This window comes from Paraburkholderia sp. CHISQ3 (assembly GCF_030464945.1).
Classification (GTDB): Bacteria; Pseudomonadota; Gammaproteobacteria; order Burkholderiales; family Burkholderiaceae; genus Paraburkholderia; species Paraburkholderia megapolitana.
Genome location: NZ_JALPRG010000008.1, coordinates 297835 through 319930, shown reverse-complemented (window position 1 = coordinate 319930; position 22096 = coordinate 297835). Strand labels below are relative to the sequence as shown.

At 62.9% G+C, this 22096-nt stretch carries 19 protein-coding genes; 17 read left to right on the top strand and 2 right to left on the bottom strand.

The window, feature by feature from the left end; all coding sequences use genetic code 11:
* The first annotated feature begins 54 nt into the window (after positions 1–54).
* The 5 genes from pcaD to M0D65_RS20990 all read left to right on the top strand — a co-directional run bounded on the left by pcaD (position 55) and on the right by M0D65_RS20990 (position 5654).
* A complete protein-coding gene (pcaD, locus tag M0D65_RS21010; RefSeq protein WP_266254389.1) occupies positions 55–843 on the top strand; it encodes a 3-oxoadipate enol-lactonase in 789 nt (262 codons plus the stop codon).
* Between the two features lie 118 nt (positions 844–961).
* The gene (locus M0D65_RS21005; protein ID WP_091009340.1) at positions 962–1219 is read left to right on the top strand and encodes a DUF3567 domain-containing protein; all 258 of its coding nucleotides are present in this window, start codon (positions 962–964) and stop codon (positions 1217–1219) included.
* Positions 1220–1443: 224 nt separating this feature from the next.
* Positions 1444–2523, top strand: a complete 1080-nt coding sequence (locus M0D65_RS21000; RefSeq protein ID WP_266254388.1) for a homocysteine S-methyltransferase family protein — start codon at positions 1444–1446, stop codon at positions 2521–2523.
* Between the two features lie 9 nt (positions 2524–2532).
* Entirely contained in the window at positions 2533–5292 is a 2760-nt protein-coding gene (metH, locus tag M0D65_RS20995; RefSeq protein ID WP_266254437.1) for a methionine synthase, read from the top strand.
* Positions 5293–5447: 155 nt separating this feature from the next.
* Positions 5448–5654, top strand: a complete 207-nt coding sequence (locus M0D65_RS20990; protein WP_266254387.1) for an acid-shock protein — start codon at positions 5448–5450, stop codon at positions 5652–5654.
* A gap of 200 nt (positions 5655–5854) precedes the next feature.
* Here the strand turns inward: M0D65_RS20990 and M0D65_RS20985 are convergent, their stop codons facing one another.
* A complete protein-coding gene (locus M0D65_RS20985; RefSeq protein ID WP_091009327.1) occupies positions 5855–6181 on the bottom strand; it encodes a DUF1840 domain-containing protein in 327 nt (108 codons plus the stop codon).
* Between the two features lie 392 nt (positions 6182–6573).
* Between M0D65_RS20985 and argS the strand changes: the two genes are divergently transcribed.
* From argS to M0D65_RS20960, 5 genes are all read left to right on the top strand, one after another.
* On the top strand, positions 6574–8367 hold the full coding sequence (gene argS, locus M0D65_RS20980; protein ID WP_266254386.1) for an arginine--tRNA ligase: 1794 nt from the start codon (positions 6574–6576) through the stop codon (positions 8365–8367).
* Between the two features lie 79 nt (positions 8368–8446).
* Complete coding sequence (locus M0D65_RS20975; RefSeq protein ID WP_091009322.1) at positions 8447–9232, top strand: SPOR domain-containing protein; 786 nt, start codon at positions 8447–8449, stop codon at positions 9230–9232.
* A gap of 195 nt (positions 9233–9427) precedes the next feature.
* Positions 9428–10066 carry a thiol:disulfide interchange protein DsbA/DsbL gene (locus tag M0D65_RS20970; protein WP_091010876.1) on the top strand — a complete coding sequence of 213 codons (639 nt, stop codon included), beginning with the start codon at positions 9428–9430 and terminating at the stop codon, positions 10064–10066.
* 17 nt (positions 10067–10083) lie between these two features.
* Positions 10084–10854, top strand: a complete 771-nt coding sequence (locus tag M0D65_RS20965) for an SDR family oxidoreductase (RefSeq protein WP_266254385.1) — start codon at positions 10084–10086, stop codon at positions 10852–10854.
* A gap of 345 nt (positions 10855–11199) precedes the next feature.
* Complete coding sequence (locus tag M0D65_RS20960; protein WP_266254384.1) at positions 11200–12786, top strand: ABC transporter substrate-binding protein; 1587 nt, start codon at positions 11200–11202, stop codon at positions 12784–12786.
* A 123-nt stretch (positions 12787–12909) separates the two neighbouring features.
* On the opposite strand, the gene M0D65_RS20955 is transcribed toward M0D65_RS20960, so the two are convergent.
* Positions 12910–13980: an MBL fold metallo-hydrolase gene (locus M0D65_RS20955; protein ID WP_266254383.1), complete on the bottom strand. Its 1071-nt coding sequence runs from the start codon at positions 13978–13980 to the stop codon at positions 12910–12912.
* A 117-nt stretch (positions 13981–14097) separates the two neighbouring features.
* Between M0D65_RS20955 and M0D65_RS20950 the strand changes: the two genes are divergently transcribed.
* The 7 genes from M0D65_RS20950 (at position 14098) to M0D65_RS20920 (ending at position 21749) form a co-directional block, all read left to right on the top strand.
* Positions 14098–14550 (top strand): MerR family DNA-binding transcriptional regulator, encoded by a 453-nt coding sequence (locus M0D65_RS20950; protein ID WP_091009310.1) that lies wholly within the window; start codon positions 14098–14100, stop codon positions 14548–14550.
* Positions 14551–14775: 225 nt separating this feature from the next.
* On the top strand, positions 14776–16605 hold the full coding sequence (gene aceK / locus M0D65_RS20945; RefSeq protein WP_266254382.1) for a bifunctional isocitrate dehydrogenase kinase/phosphatase: 1830 nt from the start codon (positions 14776–14778) through the stop codon (positions 16603–16605).
* A gap of 88 nt (positions 16606–16693) precedes the next feature.
* Entirely contained in the window at positions 16694–17467 is a 774-nt protein-coding gene (gene can, locus M0D65_RS20940) for a carbonate dehydratase (RefSeq protein WP_091009303.1), read from the top strand.
* Positions 17460–18662, top strand: coding sequence for an acetyl-CoA C-acetyltransferase (locus M0D65_RS20935; RefSeq protein ID WP_266254381.1), 1203 nt, complete (start codon positions 17460–17462; stop codon positions 18660–18662). The genes can and M0D65_RS20935 overlap by 8 nt, the downstream gene beginning before the upstream one ends.
* 33 nt (positions 18663–18695) lie before the next feature.
* The gene (locus tag M0D65_RS20930) at positions 18696–19373 is read left to right on the top strand and encodes an SDR family oxidoreductase (protein WP_266254380.1); all 678 of its coding nucleotides are present in this window, start codon (positions 18696–18698) and stop codon (positions 19371–19373) included.
* Positions 19367–19822: a YchJ family protein gene (locus M0D65_RS20925; RefSeq protein WP_266254379.1), complete on the top strand. Its 456-nt coding sequence runs from the start codon at positions 19367–19369 to the stop codon at positions 19820–19822. Before M0D65_RS20930 ends, M0D65_RS20925 begins: the two co-directional genes overlap by 7 nt.
* Positions 19823–20390: 568 nt before the next feature.
* Positions 20391–21749 carry a dienelactone hydrolase family protein gene (locus tag M0D65_RS20920; protein WP_266254378.1) on the top strand — a complete coding sequence of 453 codons (1359 nt, stop codon included), beginning with the start codon at positions 20391–20393 and terminating at the stop codon, positions 21747–21749.
* Positions 21750–22096 lie beyond the last annotated feature (347 nt).

Genomic DNA, 22096 nt, shown 5'->3' with positions numbered 1-22096 from the left:
GCGACATTGCGTCATTCAACGCATCTTCACCGCATCACGACTAACGGAGCCCGCATGCAACTGAACATCGACGGCATCGACACACGTTATGTACTGAGTAACGAGGGCGGCGGCCCCTGGCTGACGTTTATCCATCAACTGGGCGGCGATCTTTCCATCTGGGACCAGATGGCCGGTTATTTTCGTGACGACTACACGGTGCTGCGCTACGACGTGCGCGGCCATGGTGCAACCGCGGTCACGGATACCCATTTCAGCATCGCGGATCTGGCACACGACCTGGCGTCGCTACTCGATGCGCTGGGTGTAACGCATACGCATCTGGTCGGTATATCGATGGGCGGCATGATCGCGCAGCAGTTCGCACTCGATTACCCGCAGCGCGTCGACACCTTGACCCTCGCCGATACGTCCGCGGGCACGCCGCCCGAGGGCCGCGCGGTCTGGGACCAGCGTGCGGCCTCGGCACGCAACGACGGTCTTGCGGCACTCGCCTCTGCGACAATCGGTCGCTGGCTCACACCCGACTTCCAGCAGGCGCATCCCGAAGCAGTCGAGCAGATCCGCGAAGTGCTGCTGCAAACGTCGCCACAAGGCTATGCGCGTGCATGCGAAGCACTGCGCGATTTCGACGTGCGCGACCGGCTCGCCGCACTGCGCATGCCGACGCTCACCGTAGCCGGTCGACACGACACGGGCACGCCGCCAGCTGCGACGGCGGCGATCGCCGAGGCGATCGAAGGGGCTCGGCACGAATTGCTCGATGCCGCGCACCTTGCACCGATCGAGCAATCACAGCGATTTGCTGCCATGCTTGAAACGTTTCTACAAAGCCCTGTCTAACCTTCAGGTCCGGAAATTTTTACTAGCGTTGCCCGGACCCACCCCTTGAATTCCACACCATATGCTCCATGTATGGCGCAGGAACGGCCTGGAGCCCACGGAAAGAAGGAGTGTCGCCATGCAAATGATCTACAACAGCCCCAATTATTGTGTTGTCGAGTTTCCGCCTGAAGATGGCCATCTCGCCATGCGCTCAGGCGGTTATGAGATCGTCGACAAGAATATGCAACGCGAGATCTATATCGACGGCGCCATGGCTGCGCGCTTTCGCGAACATGTACAGAAGCTGATCCAGGAGGAACCGTCGCTGGACGAAGTCGACGAGTTCCTCGGGCAATTCGATAGTCTGATGAATCAACCGGTCGTGCTTCACTAACCCACGCCCCGGCGACACGTTACTCAAAAGTCCTGTCCGGCTCCGTGCCGGACAGGACTTTTTCTTTGTCATTGCGAAACAGATCTTGCTCGCCCGCACGGGGGCGCTTTTCAGCCCGATGGCCACACGCAGCGCCACCATGCGGCTGCGGCTACAATGACGGGTTCCCGAGTCCCATCAGGCGCAAGCCGCTTTTTGCCACGCGCTTTTGCCATTATTTCGCCATGAACCAGCCTGCTTCCTCCGCCGTTGCCGCCCGCACCCATGCGCTCGCCCGTGTCTACACGCGCGGCGCAACGCTGCCCGCGCTGCTCGAGTCGCGCATCCTGATCCTCGACGGGGCGATGGGCACGATGATCCAGCAGTACAAGCTCGGCGAAGCAGCGTATCGCGGCGAGCGCTTCAAGGACTACGGGCGCGACATCAAGGGCAATAACGAGCTGCTGTCGATCACGCAACCGCAGGTCATCGGCGAGATTCACGAGCAGTACCTCGCGGCCGGCGCCGACATCATCGAGACCAACACGTTCGGTGCGACTACCGTTGCCCAGGCCGACTACGGCATGGAGAACCTCGCGTACGAGATGAACCTCGAATCGGCGAAGATCGCTCGCGCCGCGTGCGAGCGTTACTCGAGCGCGGGCAAGCCGCGCTTTGTCGCCGGCGCGATCGGCCCGACGCCGAAAACGGCCAGCATCTCGCCCGACGTCAACGACCCGGGCGCGCGCAACGTGACCTTCGACGAGCTTCGCACCGCTTACTACGAGCAGGCGAAAGCGCTGCTCGAAGGTGGTGTCGACCTGTTTCTCGTCGAGACGATCTTCGACACGCTGAACGCGAAAGCGGCGCTGTTTGCGCTCGACGAACTGTTCGAAAACACGGGCGAAATCCTGCCGATCATGATCTCCGGCACCGTCACCGACGCGTCGGGCCGCATCCTGTCCGGCCAGACCGTCGAGGCGTTCTGGAATTCGCTGCGGCACGCGAAGCCGCTCACGTTCGGGCTGAACTGCGCACTCGGTGCGGCGCTGATGCGCCCGTATGTCGCCGAGCTCGCGAAGCTCTGCGATACGTATGTGTCGTGCTACCCGAACGCCGGTCTGCCGAATCCGATGAGCGACACCGGCTTCGACGAAACGCCCGCCGACACCTCCGGGTTGCTGAAGGAGTTTGCCCAGGCCGGGCTCGTCAATATCGCGGGCGGCTGCTGTGGGACGACGCCGGAACATATCGCGGCGATCGCAAAAGCACTCGCCGACATCAAGCCGCGCAGGTGGCCGAATCACTATCGCGACGCGGCCTGAGCCGCGCGGCTGACCCACGCTCCTGCACCGCTCCATAAAAAAGACAACGCCATGACCGATCACACCCTGCGCCTGTCCGGCCTCGAACCGTTCAATGTCACGACCGGCACGCTCTTCATCAACGTCGGCGAACGAACCAACGTCACCGGGTCGAAAGCGTTCGCGCGGATGATTCTCAACAGCCAGTTCGACGAAGCGCTCGCGGTTGCGCGTCAGCAGGTGGAGAACGGTGCGCAGGTGATCGACATCAACATGGACGAAGCGATGCTCGATTCGAAAGCGGCGATGGTCCGCTTCATGAATCTGATCGCGTCGGAACCGGACATTGCGCGCGTGCCGGTGATGATCGACTCGTCGAAGTGGGAAGTGATTGAAGCGGGTCTGAAGTGTGTGCAGGGCAAGGCGATCGTCAACTCGATCTCGCTGAAGGAAGGCGAAGACGCGTTCCGTCATCACGCGAAGCTGATTCGCCGCTACGGCGCAGCCGCGGTCGTGATGGCCTTCGACGAAAAAGGCCAGGCCGATACCTTCGAGCGCAAGACCCAGATCTGCAAGCGCTCGTACGACTTCCTCGTCAACGAAGTCGGCTTCCCGCCCGAAGACATCATCTTCGATCCGAACATCTTCGCGATTGCGACCGGGATCGAAGAGCACAACAACTACGCGGTCGACTTCATCAACGCGACCCGCTGGATCAAGCAGAACCTGCCTTACGCGAAGATCAGCGGCGGTGTGTCGAACGTCTCGTTCTCGTTTCGCGGCAACGACCCGGTGCGCGAGGCGATCCACACCGTGTTCCTGTATCACGCGATCCAGGCGGGCATGGATATGGGCATCGTCAACGCGGGCCAGCTCGGCGTCTATGCCGATCTCGACACCGAACTGCGCGAGCGCGTCGAGGACGTCGTACTGAACCGCCGCGACGACGGCACCGACCGTCTGCTCGAAATCGCCGACAAGTTCAAGACCGGTGCCGCGAAGAAAGAGGAAAACCTCGAATGGCGCAACCAGCCCGTCGAGAAACGTCTGTCGCATGCGCTCGTGCTCGGCATCACGACCTTCATCGTCGAGGATACCGAAGAGGTCCGTGCGAAGATCGACGCGGCCGGCGGCCGCCCGATCAACGTGATCGAAGGGCCGTTGATGGACGGCATGAACATCGTCGGCGACCTGTTCGGTCAAGGCAAGATGTTCCTGCCGCAGGTGGTCAAATCGGCGCGCGTGATGAAGCAGGCCGTTGCGCATCTGATCCCCTTCATCGAGGAAGAAAAGCGGCTGCTCGCCGAAGCCGGCGGCGACGTGCGCGCGAAAGGCAAGATCGTTATTGCCACCGTGAAGGGCGATGTGCACGACATCGGCAAGAACATCGTGTCGGTGGTGCTCCAGTGCAATAACTTCGAAGTGGTCAACATGGGCGTGATGGTCCCGTGCAACGAGATTCTCGCGAAGGCGAAGGTCGAGGGCGCGGATATCGTCGGGCTGTCGGGGCTGATTACGCCAAGCCTCGAGGAAATGGCCTACGTCGCCTCCGAAATGCAGCGCGACGATTACTTCCGCATCAAGAAGATTCCGCTGCTGATCGGCGGCGCTACGACTTCGCGCGTGCACACGGCCGTCAAGATCGCGCCGCATTACGAAGGCCCTGTCGTGTATGTGCCGGATGCGTCGCGCTCGGTGTCGGTTGCATCGAGCCTGCTCTCCGATGAGGGCGCGGCGAAGTATCTGCAGGACCTGAAGACCGACTACGACCGCATCCGCGACCAGCACGCCAACCGCAAGGTTCAACCGATGGTCACACTCGCCGAGGCGCGCGCGAACAAGACGAAGATCGACTGGGCCGGCTACCGGCCGGTCAAGCCGAAGTTCATCGGCCGGCGCGTGTTCAAGAACTTCGATCTGAACGAACTCGCGAACTATATCGACTGGGCGCCGTTCTTCCAGACCTGGGATCTCGCCGGCCCGTATCCGGCCATCCTCAACGACGAGATCGTCGGCGAATCGGCGCGACGCGTGTTCTCCGACGCGAAATCGATGCTGTCGCGGCTGATCCAGGGCCGCTGGCTCACCGCGAACGGCGTGATCTCGCTGCTGCCCGCGAACACGGTCAACGACGACGACATCGAGATCTACACCGACGAATCGCGTACTGAAGTCGCGCTGACATGGCGCAACCTGCGCCAGCAGAGCGTGCGACCGGTGGTGGATGGCGTGATGCGGCCGAACCGGTCGCTGGCCGATTTCATCGCGCCGAAGGATTCGGGCGTGGCCGACTACATCGGCATGTTCGCGGTGACGGCCGGCCTCGGCGTCGACGTGAAGGAAAAGCAGTTCGAGAAGGATCACGACGACTACAGCGCGATCATGCTGAAGGCGCTCGCCGACCGGTTTGCCGAAGCGTTCGCCGAAGCGATGCATGCGCGTGTGCGCCGCGACCTGTGGGGCTACGCCGCAGCCGAAACGCTCTCCAACGAAGAACTGATCGGCGAGAAATACCGCGGCATCCGGCCCGCGCCGGGCTATCCGGCCTGCCCGGACCATCTCGTGAAGCAGGACATGTTCACTGTGCTGCGCGCCGAAGAGATCGGCATGAGCGTGACCGAGTCGCTAGCGATGCTGCCCGCGGCAAGCGTCTCCGGTTTTTATCTTGCGCATCCCGACAGCACGTATTTTTCGGTCGGCAAGATCGCCCAGGATCAGGTTGAAAACTTCGCGCAGCGCATGGCGCTGTCGAAAACGGATGCGGAACGGGCGCTCGCGCCGCTGCTGTAAAGCCTCGACGGGTGGGCAATATATCGGATGTGTAAGGCTGAATATTTCTCGCAGCACGAATTTCGGTTTTGTAAGCTGAAGCAGCAGTACCCGCCGGACGCGGGGTCAACAACGCGCCGGCTTCATCGACTTGCAACCGTCACGGAGAAAATCGTATGAAAAAGCTGACGCTGTTACTGACTGCTTTGTCACTGGCTGCGGGCTCGTCGCTGGCGCTCGCCCAAACCGCCACGCCCGCCGAAGCGAGCGCGGTCAGTTCGTACTCGCCGCCCACCCAGAAGCACGTGAAGAAGGCGAAGAAGAAAAAGGTGAAGAAGGGTGCATCTGCGCCGGCCGCTACGCCGGAAGCGGCCAGCCAGTAATCAAGACACGTGCAATGCACCGTTTGGTTTGCGGCGCATTGCAGACCTGCAGAAACGACGGAGCCCGCTTATAGCGGGCTCCATGTCTTTGGTGCGCTCGATGCGCGCGGTTATTTATCCAGCGCTCGCCAGGCCGCGGGATTCTTTCCGGGCCTGGTCAATGCCAGCACCAGCACCGCGGGCCACCACCCGATAACCGTTCAGATGCCCCAGAGCACGTCGTTGTTTTCCTGCTTCGCGAGGCGCAGCATGTCGAGGAACGGGTACGCGCGCTGCGCGAGACCGATCGGGATTTCATGATGCTCGTGGCCTTCTTCACCTTCGTGGAAGTGCCCGTCGTGTTCGGCGCGCTCCTGCTTGTCGGTGACGATGGCCGACTCGAGCTTCGCGATCGCCGCATCGAGTTCGTCGTGCATGATGACGCCGCGTTCGCCAAGCGGTTTGCCGACGATACCGACGAGATACTGTGCGAGATTTTCGAGCATCACGACGTCCGGGGCGGCGCGACATTTGAAAGTAACCAGCATGGCAATTCCCTTTTCGTTATGTTGGATTCGCGTACGAAACGACATAGAACGGTGATTCATACGGTTTCGTTGGCAAGGCCGGCGCGCGCCGGCTGCCACGGCCCTTGATCGGGCATCGATCCAGTGGACACTCAATGGACATATTAGCACCTGCTAAAATCCGTCTAGACCGAAAAAGCACCTCCCGACGCGCCGGACCCGTTTGCTGCTCCGCCCGCTCCCGCCTCCCCGATCGCCGCCTGCGGCCGTGGCGACGACCGCAGGCCGATGAACGATCCACCGCAGGCGAAACGAACCATCCGCCGCGAGCGGACCAGCCGCCTGCCGTGGCCGAACTACCATCCGGCGCCTCGGTCGCCTTACTGCACTGCCTCACTGGACTCGCAACAAGCATGCTGCCCGCACAAAAACTGACTCTCGAAACACTGCTCGCCGACATCGTCAAGCAGGTCGCCCAGACTACCCAGGCCGCCCAGGACCAAGCCGATGCCGCCTTCGTCGCGCCCGCCATCACGCTCGAACGCCCGAAAGTCGCCGCGCACGGCGATGTCGCGTGCAACGTCGCGATGCAGCTCGCCAAGCCGCTGCGCGCCAATCCGCGCCAGCTCGCACAACAGATCGTCGACGCGGTGCTCGCGCACCCGCAGGCTAAAGGTCTTGTGGACGGCGCCGAAGTCGCCGGTCCTGGCTTCATCAACCTGCGTCTTGCCGCCGCTGCAAAGCAGGCCGTAGTCGGCGCCATATTCACCGAACGCGCCGACTTCGGCCACTCGCAGCGCGAAGCAGGCAAGCGCGTGCTGATCGAATTCGTCTCCGCCAACCCGACCGGCCCGCTGCACGTCGGCCACGGTCGCCAGGCGGCGCTTGGCGATGCACTGTCGAACGTACTCGCGTCGCAGGGTTACGCCGTGCATCGCGAGTTCTATTACAACGATGCGGGCGTGCAGATCCAGACGTTGGCCCTGTCGACCCAGGCGCGCGCGCGCGGCCTGAAGCCCGGTGATGCAGGCTGGCCCGAGTCCGCCTACAACGGTGAATACATCGCCGACATCGCGCACGACTATCTGAACGGCGAAACCGTGGCAGCCAAGGACGGCGAACCAGTGAAGGGTGCCGGCGACATCGAAAACCTCGATGCGATCCGCCGTTTCGCGGTCGCGTATCTGCGCCACGAGCAGGACATGGACCTGCAGGCATTCGGCGTGATCTTCGACCAGTACTTCCTCGAATCGTCGCTGTACACGCAAGGACTCGTCGAGAAGACCGTCAATACGCTGATCGCCGCAGGCAAGACCTACGAGCAGGAAGGCGCGCTGTGGCTGCGCACCACCGACGACGGCGACGACAAAGACCGCGTGATGCGCAAGACCGACGGCACGTACACGTACTTCGTGCCGGACGTCGCCTATCACGTCGCGAAGTGGGAGCGCGGCTTCACCAAGGTCATCAATGTGCAGGGCTCGGACCACCACGGCACGATCGCGCGGGTGCGCGCCGGCCTGCAGGGGCTCGGCGTCGGCATTCCGAAGGGCTATCCAGACTACATCCTGCACAAGATGGTCACCGTGATGCGCGACGGCCAGGAAGTGAAGATCTCGAAGCGGGCCGGCAGCTATGTGACCGTGCGCGACCTGATCGAATGGTCGGGCGGCGCTGCGCAAGGTGCGGAAGCCGCGCCGGATCTGCTCGATGAAGCGACCATCCGGCGCGGCCGCGATGCGGTGCGCTTCTTCCTGATCTCGCGCAAGGCCGACACCGAGTTCGTCTTCGACATCGATCTCGCCCTCAAGCAGAACGACGAAAACCCCGTGTATTACGTCCAGTACGCACACGCGCGGATCTGCTCGGTGATCAACGAATGGAAGTCGCGCTTCAACGCCGACGAGGCCGTGCTGCCCACCGTGGACGTCACGCCGCTCGTCAGCGACCAGGCGATGGCGCTGCTGCAGAAGCTCGCCGAATACCCCGACATGCTCGCGCACGCCGCCGACGAACTCGCGCCGCACGCGGTCGCGTTCTATCTGCGCGACCTCGCGGGCGAATTCCACTCGTTCTACAATGCCGAACGCGTTCTCGTCGACGACGAAGCGCTTCGCAATGCCCGCATCGCGCTGCTCGCGGCGACGCGCCAGGTGCTCGCCAACGGTCTGGCAGCGATCGGCGTCTCCGCCCCCGCAAAGATGTAGGCATTGCGCAGCGGGATGCGTGCGGCCGTCGTTATAATCGACGGCCGTTCCACGATTCTTTTCGCAGGTGATTCAAACGATGGCAAAACCGCGCCGCACTACGAAGCAGTCGAAACAAACCGGGGGCACTTTTCTCGGTATCGTGCTGGGCCTGATCGTCGGCCTGGCGATCGCGGTGGTGGTGGCGCTCTACATCACGCGCGCACCGACGCCGTTCGTCGCGAAGGTCGCGCCGGCCGCCGCCTCGGACGCGGGTGCGAGCCAGCCGCAATACGACCCCAACCGGCCGCTGCAGGGCAAGACGCCGGGCGTCGCGGTGCCGCAAGCCGCCCAGCCGGCGCCGCCGAATACCGCACCGGGACAGTCGACCAACCAGACGCAGTCGTCCGGCATGCTCGAAGAACCGCAGATCGTCGAAGTGCCGCCGGCGGCCAGCAACGGCGTCGCTGTCGCGCCCAAGCCCGCGCAGGACAACAGCACGCAGACGAAGAAGCCGCAGGGTGCTTCGGCACCGGCCACGGCCAACGCGGCAAACACCGCGCCGAAGCCAGGCTCCACGGCCAACGCAGCCAATGCGGCCAACGCCAAACCGGCAACGGGTACATCGAACGCCGCAGCCGACGCGAATACCGGCTACTTCCTGCAGGTCGGCGCCTACAAGACCTCCGCCGATGCCGAACAGCAGCGCGCGCGTCTCGCGTTCCAGGGCTTCGAATCGAAGGTGACGCAGCGCGATGCGGGCGGCATCACGTACTATCGCGTGCGCATCGGGCCGTTCTCGAAGTTCGACGACATGAATTCGGCGCGTCAACGGCTGTCCGATGCGGGCGTCGATACCGCCGTCATTCGCTTCACCAAACAGTAAGCCAACACACTGCGCCGCCGCTGAACCTTCGGTGCGCGGCGCAGGTCTGAATCACGGCAGAACGGCGCCGTAGCCTGTACGATGGCGCAGATCGCTGGGTCACCCGGGTCGCACAACTTTCGTAGTGGCGACGCACGCTACGGCAAGCCGCCGTCGCACGTCGCCGTTATTTCCGCCTTATCAGGTCCACACGACATGAAAAAACTGCTTGGCATTCTCTTCATCTCCGTCGGTATCGTCGCGGGCGCTGCCCACGCGTCGCCGGCCGCACCGGTCGCAGGCAAGGACTACAAGGTACTCGCCGCGCCGCAGCCGGTCGAAGTGCCGGCCGGCAAGATCGAAGTCACCGAATTCATGTGGTACGGCTGCCCGCACTGCAACGAGTTCGACCCGTTCCTCGAAGCATGGGTGAAGAAGCAAGGTCCGGACGTCGTATTCAAGCGCGTGCCGGTTGCGTTCCGCGACGACTTCATTCCGCATTCGAAGCTGTACCACGCTGTCGATGCACTCGGCCTCGCACAGCAGCTGACCCCGGCCATCTTCAACGAAATCCACGTCAACCACGATTACCTGCTGACGCCGGAAGATCAGGCCAAATTCCTCGCCACCAAGGGTGTCGATCCGAAGAAGTTCAAGGAAGCGTACAACTCGTTCTCGACGCAGACCGCGCTGGCACGTGACAAGAAGCTGCTCGACGACTACAAGATCGACGGCGTGCCGACGCTTGCAGTGCAGGGCAAGTACGAAACCAGCCCCGCCATCACAAACGACCTGCCGGGAACGATTCAGGTGCTCGACTACCTGGTCGCCCAGGTTCGCGCGAAGAAGATGTAATCCCCAAAGGCGCCGGAATGAGTACACCTCTGAAGGTTTTCATTACCGGCGCATCGAGTGGCATTGGCCTCGCGCTCGCCGCCGAATATGCGCGGCGCGGCGCGATCCTCGGCCTGGTCGCCCGTCGCGGCGACGCACTCGCCGCGTTCCAGCAAGCCCATCCCCAGACTTCCGTTTCGATCTATCCCGCCGATGTCCGCGACGCCGAAGCGCTCGCCTCGGCCGCCCAGCAGTTCATCGATCAACACGGCTGCCCCGATGTCGTGATCGCCAACGCCGGTATCAGCCGCGGTGCGGTCAGCGGTCGCGGCGACCTGCGGACCTTCCGCGAAGTCATGGACATCAACTACTACGGCATGGTCGCCACCTTCGAACCGTTCGCCGCCGCGATGAGCGCTGCGCGTACCGGCACGCTGGTCGGTGTCGCGAGCGTCGCCGGGGTGCGCGGGTTGCCGGGCTCGAGCGCGTACAGCGCATCGAAGGCCGCGGCGATGAAGTATCTCGAAGCGCTGCGCGTCGAGATGCGGCCGCGCGGCGTGGCCGTCGTGACGATCGCGCCCGGCTTCATCCGCACGCCGATGACCGATCACAATCCGTACCGGATGCCGTTTTTGATGGACGCCGATCGCTTCGCCAGGAAAGTGGCCGATGCGGTCGCACGCAAGGTGTCGTTCGCGGTGTTTCCGTGGCAGATGCGCGTGGTCGCGATGCTGCTGCATGTCACGCCTCGCTGGCTCTACGACCGCGCGTTCGAAAAAGCGCCGCACAAGCCGCGCGCCGAAGACTGACGGACTGTGACGGACTGACCGATAGACCGATAAACGCACACACGTAGCCGAAGCGAGCCGCGTGTCGAAGCGAGCCTTCTGTCACGATGCACGTGTCGTGAGCCGGTGCGTGGCGGCGTGGCCCGTCCATATGCATATGCGGTTTAAGTGGTTGTCGGCGCAACTCCCCTTCGATAAGCTTTCTCCCAGGCGGGATGCGAAACGCAACGAATCGCAACGAAATGCAGACAGGCACTGCACGCATCGCCCGCATCTCGATCAGAACGCCCGGCCGGGGTTGTCGCTGCCGGAACGAAGACGAACTGCCTCGAACTGCCTGATACCACGCCTGTTTTGGGAGATCTTATGCGCTTCAAACTGCTCGCCGCCGTCGTACTCGCCGCGGCACCCGCGCTCGTGCTGGCCAAGCCGCTGACCGTCTGCACGGAAGCGAGCCCGGACGGTTTCGACGTCGTCCAGTTCAACTCGCTCGTCACCACCAACGCCTCCGCCGATGTGATCTTCAACTCGCTCGTCTCTTACGACGAAGCCGCGAAGAAAGTCGCGCCCGCGCTCGCCGACAAGTGGGACGTCAGCGCCGACGGCCTCACGTACACGTTTCATCTGCGGCCGGGCGTTGCGTTCCAGACCACCGATTACTTCAAGCCCACCCGCGCGCTGAACGCCGACGACGTCGTGTTCACCTTCACCCGCATGCTCGACGACAGCAACCCGTGGCACAAGGTCACGGGCGCGAGCGGGTTTCCGCATGCGCAGTCGATGGGACTCGTGAAGCTGATCAAGTCGGTATCGAAGGTCGACGACAGCACGGTCAAGTTCGAGCTGAACGAACCGAACGCCACCTTCGTGCCGATCCTGACCATGGGCTTCGCATCGATCTACTCGGCCGAATACGCGGACCAGTTGCTGAAGGCCGGCAAGCAGGCCGATCTCAATGCAAAGCCGATCGGTACCGGGCCGTTCGTGCTGAAGAGCTACACGAAAGACGCGATCATCCGCTACGACGTGAACCCGACCTACTGGGGGCCGAAGCCGAAGATCGACCGGCTCATCTACGCAATCACGCCGGATGCCACCGTGCGCGCGCAAAAGGTGAAGGCCGGCGAATGCCAGATCGCGCTGTCGCCGAAACCGCAGGACATCGCCGAAGCGAAGTCCGACAAGTCGATCAAGATCGAACAGACGCCCGCGTTCATGACCGCGTTCGTCGCACTGAACACGCAGAAAAAGCCGCTCGATAACGCAAAGGTGCGCCAGGCGCTAAACCTCGCGTTCGATCGCACGACGTATCTGAAGACCGTGTTCGACAACACGGCGACGCCTGCGACCAATCCGTATCCGCCTAACACGTGGAGCTACGACAAGGCGATCCAGCCATGGCCGTACGATCCGGTGCAGGCGAAGAAGCTGCTCGCGGAAGCGGGCCTGCCGAACGGTTTCGAAACGACGATCTGGGTGCGCCCGAACGGCAGCGTGCTCAATCCGAGCCCGAAGGTCGGTGCGGAACTGCTGCAGGCCGACTTCGCAAAGATCGGTGTGAAGGCCGACGTGAAGGTGATCGAGTGGGGCGAGCTGATCAAGCAGGCAAAGCAGGGGCAGCACGACACGCTGTTCATGGGCTGGGCCGGCGACAACGGCGATCCGGACAATTACCTGTCACCGCTCTTTAGCTGCAACGCGGTGAAGTCGGGTATCAATTTCGCGCGCTACTGCGATCCGCAGCTCGACAAGCTGATCACCGACGGCAAGGCAACCGCCGACCTCGCGAAGCGTACGAAGGCGTATGAAGCCGCGCAGAAGATCATTCACGACCAGGCGCTGTGGATTCCGCTCGGCTATCCGACGGCCACTGCGTTGACGCGCACGAACGTTAGCGGGTATCAGGTGAGCCCGTTTGGGCGGCAGAACTTTGGGGCGGTGAGCGTGCAGTAATGTAGCGGTAGTTGTCACGGCATTGCGTGGCAGAAAAGCAGAAGGCCCGATTGCTCGCAATCGGGCCTTCTGCTTTTTTCACCGCGGCTTGCTCAGCAATCTGACAACGCCGCGTCGCGCAAACTACGCCGTAAAGCGGATCACACCATCGGCATCGTTGGTTCGCTTCAACTCGCCCGCCAGCCACAACAAATGCAAATGTGCGAGCGCTTCACCCAGCGCAAACGTCATCTGATGAATATCGAGTTCGCGCTTGAACATCAGCGGCACGATGTCCGCGGCACTTTGCGGTTTTGCCGCACAGGCTTCGCGCACTTCGGCGAGCCGCGCATCGTGGTGATCGCGCAACTGCTTAATGCGCGTGTGCACTCCGCGAAAAGGCTTGCCGTGCGACGGCAGCGCAAGCGTATCGGCGGGCATCGTTTCATAACGACCGAGCGACTGCAGATACAACGCCAGCGGATTGCCTTCCGGTTCGATATCGAACACCGACACGTTGGTCGAAATGCGCGGCAACACCATGTCGCCGGAAATCAGCACGCCCGCCGCTTCGCAATGTAGCGCGCAATGTTCCGGCGAATGTCCGAAGCCGGTCACGACACGCCACGAACGCCCACCGATCGCGAGCACGTCACCTTCACGCATCCGCCGATACTGCCCCGGCACCGCGGGCACCAGGCTTCCGTAGTAGCTCTTGCGATTACGCAACGCATCGAGCGATGTTTCGTCGGTAAGCCCGTGGCGCGCGAAGTGCCGCGCTGCACCTTCGCCGCCTGCATTCGAGCCATCGCCGGCGGCCATCACACGGCCCAGCATGTATTCACCAAGCGACATCCAGAGCCGCACATTCCAGCGCTGCCGGTCGCCGCCGTTGCACAGCCAGTGAGCGAGCCCGAGGTGGTCCGGATGACAGTGCGTGACGATCACGCGCAGGATCGGCAGGCCGTCCAGCACGGTGTCGAACACGCGCTCCCAGTTCGCCTTGATGGTGTCCGACGCGATCCCGCAATCGACCGCCGTCCAGCCCTGCTGTCCATCGATTTCATCGCGCAACAGCCACAGGTTGATGTGATCGAGTGCGAACGGCAGCGGCATGCGCAGCCACAGCACGCCGGGCGCGACCTCGTGCGCCACGCCGGGTTCGGGCAAGGTATCGGCGAACGGGTAGTCGAGTTGATGTTCGAGTGCGTTCATTGCGGGTGTCTTTGTGTGGTGTAGTTGCGCTTCGTTCAAGTTGACGATAACGTAAACGTCGATTCTATCGTTCAATCCGCTTTCGTGCGCAGTCACGGCGGTCTACGAGATGCCCCAATGGATACCCAGTACACGATCACCGAGCTTGCCCGCGAATTCGACGTCACGCCGCGTGCGATCCGTTTTTACGAAGATCAGGGTTTACTCTCACCCAGTCGAGAAGGATCGAGCGGCTTGCGGCGCGTCTACTCAGGGCGCGACCGCACGCGTCTGAAGCTAACGCTGCGCGGCAAGCGCCTTGGTTTCACGCTGTCCGAAATCCGCGATCTGCTCGATCTCTACGATTCGCCGACCGACACGCTTGCGCAATTGAATGCGTTCCTCGCGACGGTCAAGCGCCATCGGGACGTACTCGAGCGTCAGCGGGAAGATCTGGACGCGACGCTCGAAGATCTCGCGCAGTACGAAGCGCAGGCGCGCGCACTGCTCGACGGCGACACGCGGGAAAAAGACGACGCGCAACCGGTGGCGACGAAACCGCAGGCTAAACCGGCGCGGCATACAGCCTGAGGCAATACGCGAGTGGATTCACGACGAAAGATTTTCCGCACGAAGATTCCTGCACAACCCGGCGATTAATCGCTGCGTTGCACGGAGTTAGCAGGAACCGCTGCGAACGCCGCTCAACGTGCTGATGCAACGGCAAGCGCAAACGCGGCGAGCGCGGCATGGCAGGATCGCCCGGACGATACAATCGCGAGTGGCGTCACGACACTGGATGAATGCACGGTCACCATGAATCACTTTCCTAAACTGCTGTCGTCGCAAATCGGTTTCGACCTCGCGCAGACGATGCTCGAAGGTTTCGACCGGCACTACCGGATCTTTCGGGAAGCGGCGATCCACGCCAAGACGCTGTTCGAGCGCGCCGACTGGCACGGGTTGCAACGGCTTGCCCGCGAGCGCATCACGTCGTATGACGAACGCGTGAAGGAATGTGTCGAGCTGCTCGAAGACGAATACGATGCGGAGAACATCGACGACGAAGTCTGGCAACAGATCAAGCTGCACTACATCGGTCTGCTGACCACGCACCGTCAGCCCGAGTGCGCGGAAACGTTCTTCAATTCGGTGTGCTGTCAGATCCTGCATCGTTCGTACTTCAATAACGATTTCATCTTCGTGCGGCCGGCCATCTCGACCGAATACATCGAGAATGACGAGCCCGCCGCGAAGCCGACTTACCGCGCGTACTACCCGGGCAAGGACGGCCTCGAAGCAACGCTCGAGCGCATCGTCACCAACTTCCAGCTGGAGCCGCCGTTCGAGGATCTGCAACGTGATGTTGGCTGTGTGATGCAGGCGGTGCGCGATACGTACGGTGAATTCAACGAAGCCGCCAATTTCCAGATTCACGTGCTGTCGTCACTGTTCTACCGGAACAAGGCGGCGTACATCATCGGACGCATTATTAACGGCGATCTCGTGCTGCCGTTCGCGTTGCCGGTGCATCACGTGTCGCCGGGCGTGCTCGCGCTCGACACCGTGCTGCTCAAACGCGACCAGTTGCTGATCATCTTCAGCTTCTCGCACTCGTACTTTCTGGTCGACATGGAAGTGCCGTCCGCATTCGTCGAATTTCTCGGCTCGATCATGCCGGGCAAACCGAAGGCGGAAATCTATACATCAGTAGGTCTGCAGAAGCAGGGCAAGAATCTGTTCTATCGCGACCTGCTGCGTCACCTGTCGCATTCGAGCGATCCGTTCATCATCGCGCCCGGCATCAAGGGGCTCGTCATGCTCGTATTCACGCTGCCGTCGTTCCCCTATGTGTTCAAGCTGATCAAGGACAGCTTCCCGCCGCCGAAAGACACCACGCGCGAACAGATCCAGGAGAAGTATCAACTGGTGAAGCGTCACGATCGTCTGGGACGCATGGCCGACACGCTCGAATATTCGAGCGTCGCGCTGCCGGTATCGCGTCTCGACGAAGCGCTCGTGCGCGAACTCCAGAAAGAAGCGCCGTCGATGATCGAGTACGAGGGCGACAACCTGGTCATCCGCCATCTGTACATCGAACGCCGCATGGTGCCGCTCAACCTGTTCCTGCAGAACGGCACCGACGAGGACGTCGAGCACGGCATCAAGGAATACGGCGACGCGGTGAAAGAGTTGATGCAGGCGAACATCTTCCCTGGCGACATGCTGTACAAGAATTTTGGCGTGACACGGCACGGCCGCGTGGTGTTCTACGACTACGACGAGATCGAGTACCTGACCGACTGCAACGTGCGCGCCGTGCCGGCGCCGCGCAACGAGGAAGACGAGCTGTCCGGCGAGCCCTGGTACACGGTCGGCCCGCACGACATCTTCCCGGAAACCTACGGCACGTTCCTGCTCGGTGATCCGCGGGTGCGCCAGTACTTTCTCAAACATCACGCCGATTTCTTCGAACCTGCGCTGTGGCAACGGCACAAGGAGCATCTGATGAAAGGCGAACTGCCTGACTTCTTCCCGTACGACCGCGGCGTCCGCTTCCGCGTGCGCTACCCGGAGCGCTTCACAGCAGCGACAGCAGCCGACACAACCGCGCAGCCGCCGGACCGCGCTGCGCGTGCGGCCTGACGGCATCATGCCAAGCCTGGTCGAAGCGATCCGCCACGATTCAACCGATACGCCGCCCCATAACCGCGTTGAAGCGACATAAAAGCACATGAACTCAAACCCGAACCAGCCCCACCCGCTCGCGCATCTGTTCGACAACAACGATGCATGGGTCAAACGCAAGCTCGCTGAAGACCCCGAATTTTTCTCGCGACTCGCCGACCAGCAGACACCCGAATACCTGTGGATCGGTTGCTCGGATTCGCGCGTGCCGGCCAACCAGATCATCGGTCTGCCGCCCGGCGAAGTGTTCGTGCACAGAAACATCGCGAACGTCGTCGTGCACTCGGACCTGAACTGCCTGTCGGTGATCCAGTTCGCCGTCGATCTGTTGAAGGTCAAGCACATCATGGTGGTCGGCCACTACGGCTGCTCGGGTGTCGGCGCCGCGCTGCACGGCCGACGCATCGGACTTGCCGACAACTGGCTGCATCACGTGCAGGACGTGCGCACCAAACACGCGGCGCTACTCGAGGAATGGCCGATCGGCGACGCGCGGCATCGCCGGCTCGTCGAGCTGAACACGATCGAGCAGGTCGTCAACGTGTGCCGCACCACCATCGTCAACGATGCATGGGCGCGTGGCCAGGACCTCACCGTGCATGGCTGGGTGTATGGCGTGCATGACGGCCGCGTGCGCAATCTCGGCATGACGATCGCGAGCCTCGACGATCTCGATCCCGCTTACAAGCAATGCGTGGCCGCCGCGTCCGCCGGCCGCGCACATTCGACCGACAACGACGTGGTCGCCGCCGATGCAGCGAAGCTCGGCGACGTGCCCGCTGTCGTCGCAGGTGTTATCAAGGAGCTGAAACATGAGTGAGACAAACGCAACTTCGCGCGATCCGATCGTGATCGTTTCCGCTGTCCGCACGCCGATGGCGGCGTTTCAGGGCGACTTCGCGACGCTGACTGCGCCGCAACTGGGTTCGGTGGCAATTGCCGCTGCGCTCGAACGCTCCGGACTGAAGGCGGAACAGATCGACGAAGCGGTGATCGGTTGCGTGCTGCCCGCCGGCCTCGGCCAGGCACCCGCGCGGCAAGCCGCGCTCGGTGCCGGCCTGCCGCTGTCCACCGGCAGCACGACGGTCAACAAGATGTGCGGCTCCGGCATGCGCGCGGCGATGTTCGCGCACGACATGCTCGCGGCCGGCTCGATCGACGTGATCGTCGCGGGCGGCATGGAGAGCATGACCAACGCACCGTACCTGCTGCCGAAGGCACGCGGCGGCATGCGTATGGGGCACGGTCAGGTGATCGATCACATGTTCTACGACGGTCTCGAAGACGCGTACGAACGCGGCCGCCTGATGGGCACGTTCGCCGAAGAATGCGCAGCATCGTTCGATTTCACGCGCCAGGCGCAGGACGCCTTCGCGATCGAATCGCTGCAGCGTGCGAAACGCGCGAACGAAGATGGTTCGTTCGCATGGGAAATTGCGTCAGTGAAGGTCGAGAGCCGCAAGGGCGAGGTCACCATCGAGCGCGACGAGCAGCCGTTCAAGGCCAACCTCGACAAGATCCCGACACTCAAGCCCGCGTTCAGCAAGACCGGTACGGTAACGGCAGCGAACTCGTCGTCGATCTCCGACGGCGCCGCCGCGCTCGTGATGATGCGCGAGTCGACCGCACAAAAACTCGGCGTGACGCCACTCGCCCGCGTCGTCGGCCACTCGACGTTCGCTCAGGAGCCGGCGAAGTTCACCACCGCACCGATCGGCGCGCTGCGCAAACTGTTCGAGCGCAACGGCTGGCGCGCGGATCAGGTCGATCTCTACGAGATCAACGAAGCATTCGCGGTCGTCACGATGGCCGCGATGAAGGAACACCATCTGCCGCACGACCGGGTCAACGTGAACGGCGGCGCGTGCGCGCTCGGTCATCCGATCGGCGCATCGGGTGCGCGTATTCTCGTCACGCTGCTCGGCGCGCTGCGGCAACGCGGGTTGAAGCGCGGCGTGGCGAGCCTGTGTATCGGTGGCGGCGAAGCGACTGCGATGGGCATCGAGCTGCTGTGAACGCAGCCACGACGAACCGTGTGAGGTGAGTGCATGAAAACTGCGTTGATCGTCGGGGCGTCGCGCGGCATCGGCCGCGAGTTCGTCCGCCAGTACCTGCACGCGGGCTGGCGCGTGCTCGCCACCGCGCGCGACGACGACGCGCTCGATGCGCTCGCCGCGCTCGGCGCGCAGACCTTTCCGCTCGACGTCACCGAGCCTGACGAAATCGCTACGCTCGGCGACAAGCTCGTCGCCGAGCGGCTCGATGTCGCGCTTCTCGTGTCGGGGGTGTACGGGCCGCGCACCGACGGCGTCGAAACGATCACGTCTGAAGACTTCGATCACGTGATGATCACCAACGTGCGCGGGCCGATGCAGTTGCTGCCGGTGCTGCTGCCGCGCGTCGAAGAGGCGGACGGCGTGCTCGCGGTGCTGTCGAGCAAGATGGGCAGCATCACGGAAGCGACCGGCACGACTGGCTGGTTGTATCGCGCGAGCAAGGCGGCGCTCAACGACGCGTTGAAGATCGCTTCGCTGCAAACGCGGCGCGCGGTTTGCGTCGCGCTGCATCCCGGCTGGGTGCGCACCGACATGGGCGGCTCGCAGGCGGCGATCGATCCGGAACACAGCGTCAGCGGTATGCGCAACGTGCTCGCGCAGGCCGCGGGCGCGCACGCGACGTTCAACGGCCGCTTCTATCAGTACGACGGCACGCCACTCGAATGGTGAGCTTTTCACCACAAACCTCACGGCCGTCCGCGTGCCCCTGCGGCGGCGCTGCACCTGGCTCGCGTAGCGGCACTGCCGCGCCGTCGTTCGCGCAGTGTTGTGGCCGCTTCATCGATGGCGATGCAACTGCGCCGGACGCGCTGACCTTGATGCGCTCGCGATACAGCGCCTACGTGCTTGGCGCGACTCAATATCTGCGCGCAACCTGGGCGCCACACACCTGTCCCGCCGACCTCGATGCCTCCGAAGCATCTAACGCATCCAACGCCACACGCTGGCTTGGCCTGCAGATCAAGCGCTTCACCCCACTCGATGCAACCCATGCCGAAGTCGAATTCGTCGCACGATACAAGATCGGCGGTCGCGCGCACCGGCTGCACGAACTGAGCCGCTTCGTTCGCGACGACAGCGGCTGGCGCTACGTTGACGGCGACATCCGCGAAGACTGACACAGCGACGCGATATCGTCGGGCTACGTGTGTTGTAGCTCGCCACCTGGTTACCACCCGTTACATAAGCCCCTTCCAGCGCCTCCTTCACGTAGTGTTCAGGTGTTGGCCGCACGCCACATGGTTTTCCCGTCATCGCCGCGACACCTGGTCCTGCGCCCCTGCATGGGGCCTTCCGGGCGCCACCTGGCGGTCATTCCAGCGCGACGTGCCACTCGGCAATTTTTTCGCTGCGGGCTTGTCCCGAATTGCACAAACCAAAATTGTCGTGCCAGTATCGCTCCACAGGTTGTGCAGCGTTACGTCGCGAGGAGCGGCTCAACACCGTCCTCGTGCGATACCAAAGTGCAGATCCGGTATCGCGTAGCGCTCATCTTCGGCGCGTGGGGTCGCGTCGGTCGACAGACGGTTCACTCGTTGCGATCTCCAGCAGCGTGCGCGTGCAAGCGCTCATGCATGTCAGTGGCTTGTTGTTGTCAAACGGCGCTGTAACGAGTCCGTAAGGCGATCCGGTTGCATGACCTCGGGCGAAGGGCTTCAAGGCAGATCTTCAAGGTGGGCGTAGCAGATGGCGTTCAGAAGGGTTCAGGCGGGATGTAAGGCGGTCTGTGCATGTGCGGCGCTCGTTGCGCTCACTGCGTCGTCCGCACACGCCGATCCGCTCTTCGCTTCATCGACGAATGCGCCAGTCAAACCGGATAAGCCGGTTAATTCAGCGTCCGCTCAACAACCGGTCGGCCCGCTCTCCAGTGCGCAGGTCCAGCGTCTGTCGCTCGAAGACGACGCATGGCTGCCCAGCGCGCGCCTCAACCAGCAGATCCTGCGCATCCCGACCGATTCCTCCGGCGACATCACGCTCGAAACGACCGTCTACAAGCCGGACGGTGCGGGTCCGTTCCCGATGATCGTCTTCAATCACGGCAAGATGCCCGGCGACCCGCGCAACCAGGCGCGCAGCGATCCGCTGCCGTTCGCGCGCGAGTTCGTGCGCCGTGGTTACGTCGTCGTTGCACCGAACCGGCGCGGCTTTGCGGAGTCGGGCGGCGTCTACGAGCAGGACGGCTGCAATGTCGAACGCAACGGTATCGGCCAGGCCGCCGACGTTGCCGCGACCATCGACTACATGTCGAAGCAACCGTATGTCGACGCACAGCACATCGTCGTGGCCGGCACCTCGCATGGCGGCCTCGCGACGATCGCCTACGGTGCGCAGGCTGCATCCGGCGTGCGCGCACTGATCAATTTCTCGGGCGGTCTGCGCCAGGATGCCTGCAACGACTGGCAGGGCAACCTGACGCAGGCGTTCGGCGCTTACGGCGAGAAGACGCATGTGCCGTCGCTGTGGCTCTATGGCGACAACGATTCGATCTGGCCCGCCGCGTTGATCACGAAGATGTACACCACGTACACGACGGCGCTCGGCCCCGATGTGCGGCACGGTGTCGGCTCGACGATGATCGACTTCGGTATCTACAAGGACGATGCGCACCGCCTCGTCGGCGATCGCGACGGCGTGCGCGTATGGTGGCCCGCCGTCGAGAGCTTCCTTGCGCGTGTCGGTATGCCGACCAGCGTGCAGTATCGCGTGGAAGAGGCGCCCGAGCCGAAGCCGACGGGCTTCGCATCGGTCGAAGCAATCGATGCCGTGCCGTTCGTCGACGAAGGCGGCCGTGCGGGTTATCGCAACTTCCTGCATCAATATCCGAGTCGCGCGTTCGCGGTCTCCAACTCGGGGGCGTGGTCGTGGGCCGAAGGCGGCGACGATCCGAAGGCAGTGGCCATCTCGAACTGCCAGAAGCACAGCAACGATCCGTGTCGCCTGTATGCGGTGAATGACGTTGTCGTGTGGAAGGACACCTCGGCCACGGCATCCGATCCAGGTGCGGTCGACCCCGCCGTGCATAAGCCCGCGCTCGCGAGCCGTTAGTTTTCGTCGTAGCAATCTTCGGCGCGTGGCCGCGCGTTATCGTTGTCCCATCGCGTCCTCGCATCGCGTGGTTGCATTCCGCACGGCCGCTCCCGCTTACCGGTTCTCACCTCATCCTCCCCACCGCATCCCCCACGGCGTTATGCGAAAGAAGTCGTGTCGCGACCGCTCCATGCCTCTCGAATTCGCCCGCCGCACCTCCGCTCTGACCCAAAACCCTGCATTTCCCCCACCCACCACCCGATTTTTTTAGTCACCCCCCACTACTTTGCCGTCGTCATCTGCGGTCTTTTCTGCCCTTCTGGCGCGATCGGCTCCGTGTTGTCGAAAACGCCCGCTAACGCCCG